At 59.1% G+C, this 15,267-nt stretch carries 20 protein-coding genes; 2 read left to right on the forward strand and 18 right to left on the reverse strand.

The features are described 5' to 3' along the window. Window positions 1–13 precede the first annotated feature (13 nt). Genes OF122_RS11245 through OF122_RS11260 form a run of 4 tightly spaced genes read right to left on the reverse strand, consistent with a single transcriptional unit; the run spans window position 14 to window position 2,680 of the window. Window positions 14–1,612, reverse strand: coding sequence for a terminase large subunit (locus tag OF122_RS11245; RefSeq protein WP_264224338.1), 1,599 nt, complete (start codon window positions 1,610–1,612; stop codon window positions 14–16). Continuing rightward, window positions 1,612–2,025 (reverse strand): phage terminase small subunit P27 family, encoded by a 414-nt coding sequence (locus OF122_RS11250; protein WP_264224339.1) that lies wholly within the window; start codon window positions 2,023–2,025, stop codon window positions 1,612–1,614. Before OF122_RS11250 ends, OF122_RS11245 begins: the two co-directional genes overlap by 1 nt. 14 nt (window positions 2,026–2,039) lie before the next feature. Beyond that, window positions 2,040–2,387 carry a phage head closure protein gene (locus tag OF122_RS11255; RefSeq protein ID WP_264224340.1) on the reverse strand — a complete coding sequence of 116 codons (348 nt, stop codon included), beginning with the start codon at window positions 2,385–2,387 and terminating at the stop codon, window positions 2,040–2,042. Next, window positions 2,387–2,680, reverse strand: coding sequence for a head-tail connector protein (locus OF122_RS11260; protein ID WP_264224341.1), 294 nt, complete (start codon window positions 2,678–2,680; stop codon window positions 2,387–2,389). The genes OF122_RS11255 and OF122_RS11260 overlap by 1 nt, the downstream gene beginning before the upstream one ends. A 151-nt stretch (window positions 2,681–2,831) precedes the next feature. Between OF122_RS11260 and OF122_RS11265 the strand changes: the two genes are divergently transcribed. Further along, window positions 2,832–3,254: a hypothetical protein gene (locus OF122_RS11265; protein ID WP_264224342.1), complete on the forward strand. Its 423-nt coding sequence runs from the start codon at window positions 2,832–2,834 to the stop codon at window positions 3,252–3,254. Here the strand turns inward: OF122_RS11265 and OF122_RS11270 are convergent. The 14 genes from OF122_RS11270 to OF122_RS11335 all read right to left on the reverse strand — a co-directional run bounded on the left by OF122_RS11270 (window position 3,226) and on the right by OF122_RS11335 (window position 14,036). Next, entirely contained in the window at window positions 3,226–3,645 is a 420-nt protein-coding gene (locus OF122_RS11270; RefSeq protein WP_319019360.1) for an HNH endonuclease, read from the reverse strand. The two genes, OF122_RS11265 and OF122_RS11270, sit on opposite strands and share 29 nt — an antisense overlap. Beyond that, entirely contained in the window at window positions 3,575–3,964 is a 390-nt protein-coding gene (locus OF122_RS11275; RefSeq protein WP_264224344.1) for a hypothetical protein, read from the reverse strand. The genes OF122_RS11270 and OF122_RS11275 overlap by 71 nt, the downstream gene beginning before the upstream one ends. Window positions 3,965–4,020: 56 nt before the next feature. After that, window positions 4,021–5,148: a phage major capsid protein gene (locus tag OF122_RS11280; RefSeq protein WP_264224345.1), complete on the reverse strand. Its 1,128-nt coding sequence runs from the start codon at window positions 5,146–5,148 to the stop codon at window positions 4,021–4,023. A gap of 5 nt (window positions 5,149–5,153) precedes the next feature. Continuing rightward, window positions 5,154–5,699: an HK97 family phage prohead protease gene (locus OF122_RS11285; protein WP_264224346.1), complete on the reverse strand. Its 546-nt coding sequence runs from the start codon at window positions 5,697–5,699 to the stop codon at window positions 5,154–5,156. Beyond that, the gene (locus OF122_RS11290) at window positions 5,696–6,907 is read right to left on the reverse strand and encodes a phage portal protein (protein ID WP_264224347.1); all 1,212 of its coding nucleotides are present in this window, start codon (window positions 6,905–6,907) and stop codon (window positions 5,696–5,698) included. The genes OF122_RS11285 and OF122_RS11290 overlap by 4 nt, the downstream gene beginning before the upstream one ends. Beyond that, a complete protein-coding gene (locus OF122_RS11295) occupies window positions 6,907–7,344 on the reverse strand; it encodes a hypothetical protein (protein WP_264224348.1) in 438 nt (145 codons plus the stop codon). The genes OF122_RS11290 and OF122_RS11295 overlap by 1 nt, the downstream gene beginning before the upstream one ends. Window positions 7,345–7,605: 261 nt before the next feature. Beyond that, entirely contained in the window at window positions 7,606–8,892 is a 1,287-nt protein-coding gene (locus tag OF122_RS11300) for a hypothetical protein (protein WP_264224349.1), read from the reverse strand. Between the two features lie 164 nt (window positions 8,893–9,056). Further along, window positions 9,057–9,269 (reverse strand): hypothetical protein, encoded by a 213-nt coding sequence (locus tag OF122_RS11305; RefSeq protein WP_264224350.1) that lies wholly within the window; start codon window positions 9,267–9,269, stop codon window positions 9,057–9,059. Window positions 9,270–9,566: 297 nt separating this feature from the next. Next, window positions 9,567–11,687: an AAA family ATPase gene (locus tag OF122_RS11310; protein ID WP_264224351.1), complete on the reverse strand. Its 2,121-nt coding sequence runs from the start codon at window positions 11,685–11,687 to the stop codon at window positions 9,567–9,569. After that, on the reverse strand, window positions 11,671–11,925 hold the full coding sequence (locus OF122_RS11315) for a hypothetical protein (RefSeq protein ID WP_264224352.1): 255 nt from the start codon (window positions 11,923–11,925) through the stop codon (window positions 11,671–11,673). The genes OF122_RS11310 and OF122_RS11315 overlap by 17 nt, the downstream gene beginning before the upstream one ends. Window positions 11,926–11,951: 26 nt before the next feature. Next, window positions 11,952–12,128, reverse strand: a complete 177-nt coding sequence (locus OF122_RS11320; RefSeq protein WP_264224353.1) for a hypothetical protein — start codon at window positions 12,126–12,128, stop codon at window positions 11,952–11,954. After that, window positions 12,125–12,391 (reverse strand): helix-turn-helix transcriptional regulator, encoded by a 267-nt coding sequence (locus OF122_RS11325; RefSeq protein ID WP_264224354.1) that lies wholly within the window; start codon window positions 12,389–12,391, stop codon window positions 12,125–12,127. Before OF122_RS11325 ends, OF122_RS11320 begins: the two co-directional genes overlap by 4 nt. Window positions 12,392–12,480: 89 nt before the next feature. Further along, window positions 12,481–12,837: a hypothetical protein gene (locus OF122_RS11330; RefSeq protein WP_264224355.1), complete on the reverse strand. Its 357-nt coding sequence runs from the start codon at window positions 12,835–12,837 to the stop codon at window positions 12,481–12,483. Continuing rightward, complete coding sequence (locus OF122_RS11335; protein ID WP_264224356.1) at window positions 12,837–14,036, reverse strand: tyrosine-type recombinase/integrase; 1,200 nt, start codon at window positions 14,034–14,036, stop codon at window positions 12,837–12,839. Before OF122_RS11335 ends, OF122_RS11330 begins: the two co-directional genes overlap by 1 nt. Window positions 14,037–14,342: 306 nt before the next feature. Here OF122_RS11335 and OF122_RS11340 point away from each other — a divergent pair, with 306 nt between their 5' ends. Next, complete coding sequence (locus OF122_RS11340; RefSeq protein ID WP_264224357.1) at window positions 14,343–15,236, forward strand: siderophore-interacting protein; 894 nt, start codon at window positions 14,343–14,345, stop codon at window positions 15,234–15,236. Window positions 15,237–15,267 lie beyond the last annotated feature (31 nt).

Consider the following 15,267-nt stretch of genomic DNA (forward strand, 5'->3'; position numbering starts at 1 on the left):
ATCCACGAAAAACTCACCCAAAGGCCGCCAAGGCTTCGGTCCAATCGTCGCTATCATAAATCGAGCCACCACCTTCGCCGGTCGACGCTCGCATTACGCCCATGGCAGCAGCCACGGCACCGTCGATCGAAAGCCACTTTTTGCTCTTCTTGAGCCGGACCTTGTGCCCGTGTGAGTTAGTCTCGACTTCCACGTTGCTCATGCAGAACCGCAATACTTGGTGGCCTCCATGCCTCAATCGACGCGCCACAATGGCACGCTCGAGTTCGGCAATGGCAGGCATCATGGTAAGAGCGCCCTGGCGCATCTCAATGGCCGGAAAGCCGTCCTCAGTCAGATTGTTAAGCGTGTTGCGCGCCAAGGCCGGATCGAAGGCAATTTCTTGCACATCAAACCGATCGCATATTTCGCGAATGCGATCCTCGACTGTCCTGAAGTCCACCACGTTGCCGGGCGTGGCTTCTATTAGCCCTTCAGATTCCCAACGCACATAGGGTGCCCCTGTGGCCTCTTGGCGCTCGCGAAGGTTGTCACGAGGGCAGAAGAACCACGGGTGGACAATGTAGCCATCACCATCCCGCCATGCGGCAACGATTACGCTAAGGTCTGTGCTGGAACTAAGATCGACGCCAAGCCAACATGGCTCGCCTTCTAGCTTCTCCAGGTCGATCGGCTCGTTGCCGGCATCATAGGTCGCCAGGTCGACAAACGGACTGGACGTGTGGTCGGGCCAGAAATTGAGGTGGTACTGCTTGAACGCGTCCTGGTCGGCTGGTCGGCTTTCCGCTTCACGGGCCATTGCCCGCAAACCCTTCAGGTCAGGATAGCCCAGCGCAAGGCCAGGATTCACTTTGTGCCAGACGGCCTCGTCTTTCCAGTCGTCGTCGGCATCGGGCTCAAACAGAACCGGCAGAAACGTCGGGTCTTCGATTTCGCCCTTCGCCACCTTACGGGCGTAGCTCACCAGGTCGAACGCCAGGTTCTCTTCGCCGCGGCCTGCCGTCGTGGTGATGACGTGCAGCGATTGCGCCGTCTTGGCCAAGCTGGTGCGCAGCGCTTCCCAAAGGTCGCGCTTTTTCCAAGCGTGAATCTCGTCGGACAACAGGAAATTGACCGTCCGCCCGTGCTGTGTGGCGCCATCCGACGATATGGATTCGTAGGTGGCGCCCTTACGCGGGTGCTTGATTTTGTGGGTGCCAATGCGGATTTGCAGTCGGCTAGCAACTTCCGGCATCGCCTGCACGATGCCTAATGCCTCGTCATAAGCTATCAGGGCCTGTTTGGCGTCGGCTGCGGCCGATACCGCCTGGCCATTGGGAACGCGCTCAGGACCGAACGTGTGCAGACACACAAGCGCAGCGCCAAGGCTGGTCTTGCGAGCACCGCGTGGGATCATGGCGAACACAGTGCGCACGGTGCGCTGGCCGTCCGCATCGCGCGGGCCATAAATGCGCCGCACCAGTCTTTCGACCCAAGGATCAAGTTGGAATTGCCGCCCTGGCAGGCCGGACTTTGGATGCTTCAGGCGTAAAAGAAAATCGACGGCACGCTGGCCATAGCCAAGCGGATCGTCGATCGGGCTGTCATGGAACAGCCACTCTGGCCGCGCCATTAAAGGTCCATCGCTGCGGCTGTGTCGTCGTCGTCAGCTTCACCCGAAACGCGACTGCGGCTGGCCGGCGTCAAGCCCAACTCTGCGGCCCAGCGGCGCGCTTCGGCAGTGGATTCGCGAAGGGTGGCAAAGGCCGGGTGGCGCTTCAGTTCGCCCAGACGGTTCGCGACATAGGCGCCGTCGGTCGCGATAGCTGTGCGGGCAATGGCAATGTCGCCGGTCGCTTCGCAGTAGCGTTCGCATGCCGCAATATCGGCACCGGACAGAACGCGCCGCTCGACAAGAACGGGCATCACGCGCTTCCACTCTTTTTTGGCTTCCGCGCTCATTTCTTTTGGAGCGGCCGGCACCTTGCGCACCGGGTCGGAAACAGGCTGCGGTGCCGCCTTTGCCCCGCGTGTGTGATGTGCCATGTGCGCACCTTTCGTTATGATTGTCCCGGCGATTGAGCCAGGATTTCGAGATATTTCTTGCGGCCATCCGGGTCGGAAATGGCGTTGACGTCCCAGGTTGTGCCATCGTCGGTCTTGATTTCCCATGCGGACGTAATTTGCTTTGTGAGCGTCGAGTGCCGGACAGTGAAAATCACCGGCTGTACCCCGGTCAGGCGCGCCGCCATAACCTCTTCACCACCGCGCAAAGGGTGGATCTTCGCCCAAGCCTGGCCCTGTTCCTCGAATGGCCCTGCTCCCGGTATGGGCTGGCCCCAGTCGTCTTCACCATCGCCCCGCTTCCACAGGGAAATGCGGTGTCTCAGTTCGCCGGCCCCAGCCATCAGAATGCCCAGCCGCGATGGTTCAAAAGGACTTCATGCGCATCGAGCGGCACTTCGTGGATGGTGCCGGGAAAGCTGTCCTCGCGGTTTTCGAACCAGTGCGAAGCGATCAGCAATGTCGCCTGCTTCACATCGGCAGGCGGCTCATAGGTTGGCACATCGTCCTCGGCTATATCGAGAAAGCCAGCGACGTGCGCGTTGGCAGCGTCGACAATTGCCGTGATGGCAGAGTCCTGGTCTTCACCGTCGATCCGGGCATGTGCCTTGAACGCGGCGACTGTTATCAATTCCATTGATAATCTCCGGTCGTTGTTTCAATTTTAGAAATGGCCCAAATCGACAAAATCACGCGCGTTGCGGGGGCGTCGGTCTCTGGGAAACGGCGGAAAGTCTGGACCTGCCCCCCAAGCAGTGCGAAGCTAGGGCTAGACTCAGGGGGACCACATGCTTCGAGCACTGATACTCTCGGCCACACTTTGCCTGTACTGCACCACATCAGCGGTTGCACAGAGCTCAGAAGCTCTTGCATTGCAGGGCTCGAAAGCATGGGGAGCATTTCGATGTGCCGGACTGGCAAAGTCGATGTCCGACATGGATGAGCATCTACGGCTGACTTCGGTTGGCTATAAGAATGCCTCGGCCTTTGTTGAGGCTTACCAACAAGGACGCATTCAACAGGGCGACATCGAGCGTCATATAGCTAGCGGCGTTATCCTTGAGCTCAGCAACGAGCCGGTAGACTTTGTGGTCGCTCGAATAGCCTTAACCGCCGAAGAGAACGCCCAGTTTCTAGCTGGCAATGGGCAGCCGCTAACCAACTTGCAGGCTTCTGTTGCCTTCACAAATCAGAACTGTCGACATCTCTAGATCGACCGAAGCTGCCATCGACACGCGCGGTCTTGCGGCCATGGCATCGGGCACACATGCTCTCGAAGTTCGTAGGGTCCAGCCTGCGGTGCGGCGCCTTGCGGATGCTGACGATGTGGTCGACCAGCGTGGCACGCTCACCACAGGCGCAATAGGGATGCCTGGCGAGGTGGGTAGCACGTGCCTTGCTCCATGCTGCGTCATAGCCACGGGCAGCCGCACTGGGGCGCCTGCGGTCACTGGTAGCCTTACGGGTGGCAGCACATATGCACCGCGCACCCGCTTGAACCGTTCGCCCGCAAGTGCACAGGCGAGGTGCCTTAGTCGGCAACCGGTGCCTCGATCGGATGGCCAAGCACCGCACTGGCACCAGCCGCGATGGATGTGCCACCGGCTTTGGTCAGCGATACGCGCACGTACCGTTTGAAGCCACGATAGCCCAGGCGGTAGGAGCTATTGGCAGCGAGGGTAGCAGGGGCATTGCTGTCCACCACAGATGCGTCGGCGTCGGTGAAGTCGCCAGACGTGGTGGTGTCGCTTTCCTGGACCACGATGCCGAAGTCGCCGGCCGACACGATTGCACCAGTGTTGACGACAAAGGCGAGTGAACGGAAGCCCTTGGTGTCAATGGCAATTCCGTCGGCAGCGGCAGATTTGACCGACGGTGCGAGTGCGAGCTCGGCACCGATATTATTATAGAGATCACGCATATAATCGCGTCCTTATATTGAGAGGTGAAAGGGAGGGCCGAAGCCCTCCCGCGCGATTAGCTGGTCGCCATCTTCAGCTTGCGAAGCGCAGCGGCCTGAATGACCTTGCCACCGACACGGCGGGTCGCATGGATGCGCGTCACGCCCTTGGTCGCCAGCAGGTATGGGTTGACCAGGATCGACATGGCGAGGCGATCGACAACTCGATAGCCGCGATTGAAGTCACCGAACGCGATGGGGAATGCGTCTGCGGCTACATCATCCATGTCGACCATTTCGATAACGGGACGGCCCAGGATGGTCTCCGGCTGGCCAGCCTGAAGGCTCGGCTGCCACAGATACTGGCCGTTACCGTCCTTCAGCTTGCGAAGCGTCGCCAAAGTCGTGCCGTTCATTGCCCAGGTGCCGTTGTTGCGGTACGCGGCCGGCAGGTCATACATCAAGCTAATCAGCTGGTCGGCGTCGAGCACCGTGGCGTGCCCATTGAGCACTTCGGCCACATCGGCATTGTCCATAAAGCCTTCCGGCTGATTGGTGCCGTCGCCGTTCACAAAGGACGTGCCTTCCTTCTTACCGAAGTCTTCGGCAAGGGCGAGCCGAACTTCCTGCTCGGCAGTGCCAGCGGAGTCGGCCAAGAGCTCGTTGCTGATATCGACGTAGGTCATCAGCTTGCGGGCAGGCACTTCGACCTGGCCGAAAGTCGGCGTGGATTCCTGCGAATCCTCAGCTTCCGATTCCCACTGCGCGTTGGTCACGCCAGTGCGCTTCGGATACTTGACCGACTGTCCACCAATGTTGCGAACCGATGCGACCGACCGCACGGGCGAGAATTCGACCAGGTTGCGGATGAACTCGTCGCTCATCTCTTCGGGGGCGAGATAGCCGCCCTGCTCGTCATTGGCCACGGTCAGGGCCTTCAACTCTTCAGCCGGTGCGCCGCTACCGTGACGCAGGTAGGTCGCGAAAGCCTTGGTCTCGTCGGTGGGGTCTTTCGCCTTTTCGGTGTTGCCGTTGGGGCGCGAAAGCTTGGTTTCGATGGCCTCGAGGCGCGTGGCCAAATCCGTCACCGGAGCGGTCTTGGTCGCCACGTCTTCGGTCAGGCCGGCAAGAGCCGTCTTGATTTCCTCGACGGGATCGACGTCATCGTTCTTGGTTTCGAGAACGAACGGGGTCTGTGCAGTCATATAGATCAGCCTTTCAAGCTGGTGCGCGCACCATTGATCGCTTCGACCAGTGCGCGGAAAGAATTGTCATTGTGGGATTTTACGGCCGAGACCGTTGCACTCGGCAGCATGGGGAAAGTTACCACCGAGATTTCGTGAAGCTCGATTTCGTCGAGCAGCCGAACGCCCTTGGTCTTGTCCAGGCGTGCGGATTTGGTGCGGTATCCAATCGATAAGCCATCGATTGCGCCGGCTTTCATCAGGGCGTGCGTTTCGCGGCCCTTTACCGTGTCGAGCACAAGCTTGCCGGTGACTTTAAGCCCCTTGCCGTCCTCGATGATTTCCGACCACACGCCGATCGGTTCGCGCTGGTCATGCTCTCTGAGCATTTTTACGCGCGCCGCGGGTTTGCTGGACAAGCTCTTGGTGAAGGCACCGACCTGGACCACATCGCGGCCAAGGTCGACTTCGCCAAATATTGAGGCATGGCCGGAGAAAACGCCGTCGTCATTGACGGTTTTGATATCCAGCTCGAACGTCGGGCCGGTCTCGGGAACGGTCTTGCTGGTCAAGCCGCGTCCTCCCTGTTGGTGTTGTTGTCATTGGCCGCGCCTGGTGTGGTGTATGGCGAAGCAAGGCTGTCCCCATCGGGAAGCGCTGGCATGTTTTCGCGGCGCCGCACGTCGTTGCTCGTGAACGCACCCATCGAGCGAAACTTGCCGTAGGCTTCAGCCCGCGTGGCAATGTCAGCCCGCAAGAGGTCGTCGACCACAAAGTCGATTACGTGCGTTGCCCGCTCGGCTTTGGTGAGCAGCGTGCGCCGGTATGCGTCCGTCCAAGCCTTCAGCCACGGCAGCAAGCACATCTGCAGGAATTGCAGGGCCTGTTGCTCGGTATTGGCAAACGTGCCGCGCTCCAGCGATTGCAGCATGGTGACGGGCACGCCCGTTAGCCTCGCGATTTCCGCAATCTGGAAACTGCGCTGCTCAAGGTGCTGGCTTTCCACCGAAGTGAAGGCGATAGGCGAATAAGTGCCAGCGTTGTCGAGCACAGCCACGCCACCGGCCTTGTCGCCGCCATGCGCGTTTCGCCAGGACTCGCCGATGCGCTGCACAGTGTCTTTCGTCAGCTTGCCAGCGAACGAAAGCACACCACCGGGTCGGGCATTGTTCTTGAACAGGCGGGCCGCAGTTTGCTCGAGTTGCACGGCAAGGCCGATCGCCTCGCCACCACTTGCCAGCAAGCCCATCCCGCATTTGCCGTCTAGGCTGGGCGCCTGGACGTGGATAATCTGGTCGGGACCATAAATATCCTGGCCGATCTTGTAGCGAGGTTCACCGGATTCGAGATATTGAACCGTCACGTTGGCGCGCGGCTGGTGAAGGATCTCAGCCGGTTTGGTGCCGATCTTGTTGACGAAGGCAAAACCGTCGCCATGAAAGATGGCATCAATCGTCACCAGTTCCCGAACCTTGCCGGCAGACTGCCAATCGTTGGCTTCGTCATGCACAAGGGTATAGGCAACATGGTTGGTGGCAGCCGACTTGCCGTCCTCTTCGCGCTCATAAACCTTGCATGGCAACGTCCCGATCGAGGTTACAATTGCCGTCACGGCAGCGTTGACCGCCGGGACTTTCATGGCGACATGGGCGTTGATCGACACGCCGCTACTATTTGGCGAGAACAAGCCGAGAAGCGCGGCCCACGATTCACTGGTGGGGTCGGTCAGTTCAGCTTTGGTTTCGGACGGCTTGGGGCGGAAATATTCTAGCAGCCCCATTATGCGGCCTCGCTAGCGTAAATCGCCTTGGCGTCTTCGATCAGCACTTCGGCCAATGCCCGGATAGGCAGCACCAGGGCGGGCTTGTCGTCGGTGGGACGCTCATTGGTCAGGTGAAACTTGGACGCGCCGCCGCTGATGCGAACGACTAGCAGCTCTTCACGGGGCAAATGGTCATCGCACTGGTTGGCGATGTCCGCGGCTGCGTACATGGCCGCGCGCGATGGCACGCCATACGCACTGAGCTCCGAAACCAGAAAGTAATAGAATGCGTCCTGGACGCTCAGATAAATTCGGCCGCCGGTCTTTGCGCCCATAAAGTCATCGACGGGGGTGCGGACCATGTAAGAGCGGAGAGTAGCGTCGACCGTGCCAATCAGCTTTGCGATTTCGGGCACGGTAAACGAAGCCCGCCGCCAATATTGGGGCAGTGTCATTCGTTATTCCTTTGCGATATGCGATTGCCGAAAAGCCGGCGGTATAAAAAAAGCGCGACGCGCCGCAGCTTCACCTTGGAGAGACGAAAGGGCCGCGGCGCGCGCGATCGACGGCCGCGCCGTCAGGCGGGCCGGATATGAAACTTGGCGACGCCAACTCGGCACATGGCGCCGCGATGCGTTGGGGGGATGACAACGCAAAAGGGCAGCCCGGAAGCTGCCCTTCATTCTTTAGGTGCCGAATATTTGCGGAAATTCGCGTTAGGCGGCAGATTCTTTCAAAAAATCTACCACGGTCGCCAAAGCGGCAACGGCCTTGCGTGAATTGGTGCCAGGGTCAGACCGACCAGTCGCCGCCTCAAGGTCAGCCATAGACCGCGTGCCACGCGCACACATCAAGTCGATGATAGCGGCCTCATTCGGATTAAGTCGGCGGAACTCTGCGAAGTTGTCGTTGTCGGCTTTCATGTCCATCACAGTCTTGCCGATATCAACCGGGGTGCGAACGTTGGCAACTTGCACCTCTGCTTCATTCTCGCCAGAGCCGCCTTTGTGCTTCGGCTGGCGTTGGAGGCATAGGAACGCGCCCGCCACGTCTCGACCACCCGTCGGTAGCCCTGGTGGGCACTTTGTGACCACCGGCAGTTGGGGCGTGTTGGCGATTGCCTCGTCAATGAGCGCACGGGATTGCGACGCGGTTAGTGACGTTCCGGGCTTCGTCGGTCCCTTTGGGAAATACCGGATTGGGAGGTCGTAAAGGTGTGACAAAAGCTCGTTGGCCTGCGCGACTCCTGCCTGGTTCGCAGCGGTCTCGTCTTCGCGATTGCGTGCCGATTCCTGCCCCATAAGCACGGTTCGTCCATGCTCTCGCCATCGCCAGACGGCGCTCAAGGGAACGGGATACGTTTTGCGGGTGGCGCCAACGGCAGGGTTCTTAAGGCGCATCTCGCCATTCGGGACAGTGTTGAACCACATCTTCCCGGCGCGCGATAAGCGCTTGCGACGCAGCGGGCCGATAAAATCGGGGCGATTGATATTCACCCACTCCCATTCAACGTCCAAGCCATCCCATAGCCCAAGCCACTTTTCCGGCTCGACGGGCTTCGGGTTCCGGTCGGGCACCGACCAGATAAAGTCAGGCTCGTTGTCATTGGCGGCCACAGGGATTGCACCGGCTTCGCTGGGTGGATTGAGCATGTCCCGCCACCATCGCAGCACCGGTACAAACTTCCGAAGTTCGGCGTGCTGTCCACCGGAGCTGCGCGAAGGCCGAACCGGCAGAATGACTTCATCATCTTCAGGGGCAGTTGCGCGCCATTCTTCAACGGCTCGCTTATGAGCATCGGTTTCCGAGCTGTCGACTGGGGGCGGCGCACCGCGCTTATACTGGTGCGGAATGCATCCAAGAGGGTTGGGAACTTTGTTCCTCTTAATCTGGATGACGTTGCCGTCCACATCATACTCAATGCCCGGATGACGGCGGGGTGGGCTATTATCGTTTGCTGCGACGAGCGGATTTGCCGCCTTAGCGGCCTTTGTATTGTCCAAGGATATCCCCCTTCGGTCGCGCCCTGTGCCGGAGCGCGTTAAACTGGTAGCCCGGCCGCTGATGCGACCAGGCCGTTGATTGATTCATGTTTTATCCAGCTTGTGCGAAAATTATAGCGTATTGGGGTTGACTTGTCAAGTCATTTATGCATAGGCGCTGGACTTTACGCGTAGAGTGTGCATTTAGGACACACTTCCGATTCGCAATCGGGCCGAACGAAATACGCGCTGGTGACGCGCAAATCGCCCTCGCTGGTCGCAATCAAGACGACGAACTCTCCATCGTCATTGATGCCGACGACACGGCATCGTGCTCCCGCGTAATCCTTCTTTGCAGTAATGGTCCCGGTGAATTCGGTGATGGGTGTAAAAGGCATTCGGGTTCATTCTCTTTCCTCTCCTCAAAGGTTGACTAAACAATCGGAATTGATTGTTCGCTTTTAGTGATCGTGCGCCGTGCGTGCCCCTAAGAAAAGGAGAACACGCACGACCACACGAGAGGGGATAAATCCCCCCTCGCGTATGTGGTTTGATGTTTAAAAATCGTGCGGGGGCACGGCATTGATTTTATTGGGCATTTTGCCATTTCGACCCCCGATCGTGCGCGTGTTTCGTGCGGCGCACGATTTCCGCACGAATGGCCAGAAAACCTCGCCAGGTCGTGCGCACCTGAATCACGCTGCGCGCACGGCCATTTTTGCGGCAAACACGCCCGCCTGACGCTCGTGGTGGCGGCGTGTACGAAGGTCCACCAGGGCCTCGTGTCCCGCCGGCGTCACCTTCCACTTGCGACCCTTGAACTCGACCAGCTTGTCGCGCCGCAACTTATCGGTTGCCCTGCGAACGCGGTCTTTGTGGGGATTGCCTTCTTTCGTCCAGCCGAGCGCTTCCGCCATGCTAGCCAGTGACTGGCCACCATCCGCATCTATCTCGATCAGAACGTCGTCCTCATCCTTCCTTGCTGTGGCCGCCTTGGCTCGAACTTGAGCAGCGCCCAAGACTTTTGCCATCACAGTTGGCACGTCACGCCCCCTGGTATCTTTGAGGCGTGGAGCGGTCACTTTTTCGAGCTCGAATTCCACGGGCTCAAAATCGGGTCCGCGATGCTTGCCCTGCCAATGCAGCCTGACGCCGCTATCGCTTTTGATGCAGACGAGGTTGCCGTCCATTTCGGCGATGAACGCGCCACCGCCGCGAGGTAGCAGGTTCTCAGTCGTGGCGTTCTTGGTTGGGTGACATGCCACCATCACGCACGGGCGGCCTTCTAACGTGGTCAGCGTGCGAAGTTCTCGAGCGTGCTTGCCTAGCTCGGTGTTTGAGTTTTCGTCTTGCCCGTTGAAATAAGCCGCGCTGGTGTCAATCACGACAAGATCCACGCCGCCGAGCCTTTCAAAGTCTTGGCGGATGCGCTCGAACATTTCAGGGATATGGAAGGTGCCTTCCACAAAGTGCACGTCGATCTCGTCAGGATCGAATGGCAGATGGTGTGCGGCTGCAATCCAGCGCATTTTCACATCGTCGGGGTTTTCGCCAGCGAAATACACCACGCGCCCCTTGCGCACCTCACGCTCGCCAAGCGACTCCCCAAGCGCCGTAAGCGCCGAGACAAGTAGCAGGACGGCTGTTTTACCGGTGCCCGACGCCGCAGTCACAGAGTAGATGAAACCCTTCTGCGCGATTCCGTCGATCTGATAGTCGGGAGGGGTGAAGCCGCTGGTGAACGCCCCCGATGACACGATGCCCGGATAGCCCTTGGGCTTGGCGGGTTGCATCTTGACGGGCTCATTGTCGTTCGCCGGTTTGGCCATTCCCTTGGTGAACTTCTCAGCCTTGGCGCGCTCATCATCCCTTTGCCGTTCAACCTTCCCCCAAGAACGGGCAAAGTCCGCCTGCATCCTGTTGGCGTCGCCTTCGTACCTTTCCACCCAGTTTCCAGTGGACGTCAGAAAGATGGCTGCGGCCTCTTCGGGCGTGTGCCCGTCGAACTGCAACTGCTCAACAACCTTGTAGGCATGGCCGGAACGGTCTTCTTTGGGCTCCAAGTTGCAAGCCATCTTTTCCATGGCCCGCGGCGATACCTCTATGCCTTCCACGCTGGGCAGTTCGCCAAGCTCAACCGCCTTCGCGTCACTTGCGGCGGCACCACGCCCAGCCACAGCTAGCGCCAGGGCCGTTGGGTCGGTGAAAGTGCCGTCCCATTCTTGCGCCACTGTGACCGGCTGCGGGTCGGGTGAGCGGCCACGGGCCAACTTGGTGGCGCTGGGGTGATTCAGGGTGCCCGGAACGCGCCACACGTGCGCCACGTCAGCTGTGCAATGATCGGAGCCGGTGGCGGCTTTCAATCCCGCCGCAATGCCTTTGGCAACTGTGGGCGCGATCGGTTTGTCGAACAGCCAGAACGCTTGGAAATTTCCCTCGCTGGACTCGACGACGTAGTTAGGTGGCAAGGGGTATTCGCCAGCACTATTTCCAGTGTCCGCGTCCATATCGGCCACCAGTCCAAGCACTGCGATTATATCGGCTTCGGTGCCACGCTTGCCGCGTCCAAGGTTCCGGCGCATCACCTGAAGCCCGATGTATGAATTAGCGCCTGGCGTGCCCTGGTGCGCCTCGATAGCCTCAACCATGCCGTCGACGTCGCCGATCGGGTGGTGGGTTATCGTGCCTTTATCGTTGTCTGTGTAATAGGTCGACGCGACCAGCAAGCCGTCGATGCCGTCCGCCAAGTTGTGCAGCATCTCGATGTGCGCACGAAGCTTGCTCGTGGCCAAAATAGGTTCAAGAACTGTAGTCATTGCGGGCACTGCCCTCCTGGTAAGCCGCCGCTGCCAATCGGGCGATCTGTTCAAAGGTGGCCGGCTCAACTCGAGCGCTGGCACGGCCATGCCGCGGTGACGGCGGGAAGGCGCGCAAGCCGCTTTTGGTGCGCCGTAGCTGCCAGTCGATCAGCGTGATTTCTGGGGTGGCTTGTAGATCGAAGGTCGCAACAAGCGTGCCCGCGTCCCGAATGGGACGCAGGTTCTTAACTTCCATTGTGGGGGTTCCTCCCGGTTATCGCCTCAAACGGTTGAGGCTACAAATTCCGCCATCTCGGCCCGCTTTCTGGGTTCTTCGATGCGGATTGCTCCCTGCACGACGAGCAGTGCGGCCGCATTGTCTGGTGACATACCGGCTGCCTTCAGTTCGCTCAGGGTGTTTTCGATTATGGCCCGTACTTCGGCTTGTTTGTCGCTCATGCCGCCACCTCGCGTGAGGAGTTGTCGTTGGCGCCGGATGGCAACTTGTACCGCGCGCCGCGCTTGCGGGCGTCGATACGCATCTGCATCCATGCGTGAACTTCCGACCGCACGAATGCTACGCGGCGCTCCCCCAAAGACACCTCTTCAGGAAATTCGCCGTTGGCCCGAAAACGGTTGATAGCGGTGCGACTTAGGGACGTTATTTCGCAGACGTCATTAAGAGAAATTAGGCGGGGTGTATCGTCGTTCTGTGCCTGCATGGCGATCAATCTCCTTTGGCTGATATGCCCATATTAGAGATTGTGGCCATGCTGTTTAGGCAAACAAATACGAATTGTTTTCCTTGACACTAGTCAGGGAACTCCCCCGCCTCGTAGTGTTTGAGGCAATTCGTAACGTGCTTGTCGCTATAGCCATACCTATCCGCAACTTCACCTATTGCAGCTTCCTCTGATAGCCCATCGCTTTCTCGTTCACGGACCGCCATAGCGATATCGTACCAATGTTCCGGCGAGCTGTTTGGACGTCCCCTGCCTCGCTTCTCGGGCTTCAACAACTCGGCGGCGATTGCTTGAATTGCTGGCGAGGCGGTACCGGCTTTCAATAGTTCAACAACAGCGGTTATGGCGTCACGCTTTCGCCCTTCCGCGATCATTCCCCGAATTTCCACTTCGCGCCATTCAAAGCGTTTGTGTAGTTTAGCCATCACTTCTCACCCCCACAGAAGTCTGCCCATTGCTCCATTAATTCGCGGCGCCGTTCAAGCGCATCCGAACGGGCGTAAGCCCGCTCGACGGAATCACCCACAGCATGGGAAAGTGCAGCTTCGGCAATTTCACGCGGGGCGTGTGCAACGTCGGTTGCCCAGTCCCGAAACGTCGACCGGAACCCGTGTGGCGTATATGCCTCGCCACCTGCGCTATTGAGCGCCTTGCCTAGTGCGGCGTCAGACAGCGGGCGCTTTGATTTCGCGCCGGGGAAAATCAGATGATTGATTTGAACGTCCTGCATATCGCGCAGTAACTTGATCGCTTTGTCCGATAGCGCAACGCGATGTGGCTTGCCCGATTTCATGCGCTCAGCGGGCACGGTCCAAATCTTCTTGTCGAAGTCAATTTCCGCCCACGTCGCCCCCCTCGCCTCGCCGCTGCGTGCAGCAGTGAGGATTGCAAACTCGAGCGCACGAGCGGCGAACCCATCGACGCTTTGCAGCTTGATCATGAAAACGGGCACATCAGCATGCGGCATCGCAGCGTGGTGAGTGGTGCGGGACAGCGCATCCGGTTTGTGTAAGACGTGTTCTAGGTTGCCTTTCCAACGCGCCGGGTTATCGCCTTCACGTTTGCCTTCGACACGCGCCGAGTCGAGAACGCGCTCGATCGCCTCTCGCAGTTTTTCGGCGGTCTCCTGTTTGATACCCCATAGCGGTCGAAGCGCAGTCAGAACCTCGGTCACACCAATCGCGCTCAACGCCTTGCCGCGTATCGGTGCCGCATGGGTTTCCAGCAGATTTCGCCATCGCGCCTCGGTCTTCTTTCCACGCCACCGGCCGGATTTTACAGCGTCGTCGATATACGAGTCGGCATATTTCCCGAACGTAACTATCTCATCCTGCGCCCTTGCAGTCTCTATGGCCTCAACGCCATGTCGGTGCTCTATAGGATCAACCCCCTGCCGCACCATCTCTCGGGCAGCCTGAGCCTTTTCCCTGGCCTCAGCCAGCGTGACGCTGTGCAGCGGACCAAGGCCGAGTTGGCGACGCCTGCCGCCAATGCGGTAATCCAGCGCCCAGTAACGACCGGTGCCTTTTGTAACCAGCCACAGGCCGCCACCATCGCGCAGCTTTTTGCCTTTGCTGGACGCGATTTGTTTAACCGTCAGGACGTTTCTAGTATGGATCCCCATCCCCAAATTCCCTCTTTTTCCCCGCTATTGGGTGTGGGTTAGAGGTAATCACTATGGATGCGAAGTTCAAGAAAATTGTTGCCTAGCGGGGGCTTACGTCACATTGAGTTGCCAATATGGTACGCCAAAGACCGGGTAAAATATCCGGCCCGGGGAGCCATTTTTCTTCCGCATTTAATTTAGCCCCGTCGCGTTGGCACGTGTTGTCGACACGAGCATCGGCGCTGTTTTAGTGCTTAAATTCTTGACTGATGTTATCAAGATAATTATCCCGTGGCGTGGTACGTCCACCGGCGGGAGAGCGCGATGACCCAGATGTTTTATGATGCCACGCTGTTGGGCCGGCAGGCGCTGACGCCGGGCATGGTGCGGCTGACGTTTGGCGGTGAGGGCCTGAGGGCCTTCCGGACGACGGGTATTGGCGACGAATATCTGCGGTTGTTCTTTCCCAACAAGAAGACCGGCAAACTCCATCTCCCCCATATTTCAGAAGATGGCCGCTGGACCTATCCGGACGGACAGGACGCCGTGCAATGCTCGACCTACACTGTGCGGCGCTTCGCGCAGGAGGGAGAGGAGGTCACCATCGACATCGACTTCGTGGTGCATGAGGGCGGGCTGGCCAGCGAGTGGGCACAGAGGGCCGAGCCGGGCGATCGAATAACGATCAACCGGCCGCGCGGGCTTTGCAGCCCGCCCAGGGATTATGCTTGGCAATTGCTGGTTGCCGACGCAACCGGGCTGCCGGCGCTATCGCGAATTCTCGAGCAGACGCCCGAGCACGTTCAGTCGCGTGTATTTGTGGAAGTAGCGCAAAAGGAAGACGAGCAGACCCTGCCCTATCACGCGGCGGCGACGGTGACCTGGCTGCATGGCTGCGGCAATGGTGTTGCGCCCAGCCGGCTCGAGGAAATCGTGCGTGGCGTGCCCCTGCCTGCAACTCCGGGTTATGTGTGGGTTGCGGGCGAGCAGAAGGTGGTGCGCGGCATCCGCAAATTCGTGCGCAAGGAGTTGGGATTTCCGGCCGAGCGCTACGAGCTGGTGGGATACTGGATTGCGAATGCCGAGGATTGGGAAGCCAAGTGGGACGCACTGGACCCTGCCATCAAGGCGCAGATCGATGCAGGCTGGGATTCGGGAAGGGACCGCGAAACGGTCATGGACGAATACATCGATACTCTGGAAAAGCACGGACTTTAGAAACCGGCCATCGCCCCTTTTATCCCTGTAC

The sequence above is a fragment of the Pelagibacterium flavum genome (genome assembly GCF_025854335.1).
GTDB classification, from domain to species: Bacteria; Pseudomonadota; Alphaproteobacteria; order Rhizobiales; family Devosiaceae; genus Pelagibacterium; species Pelagibacterium flavum.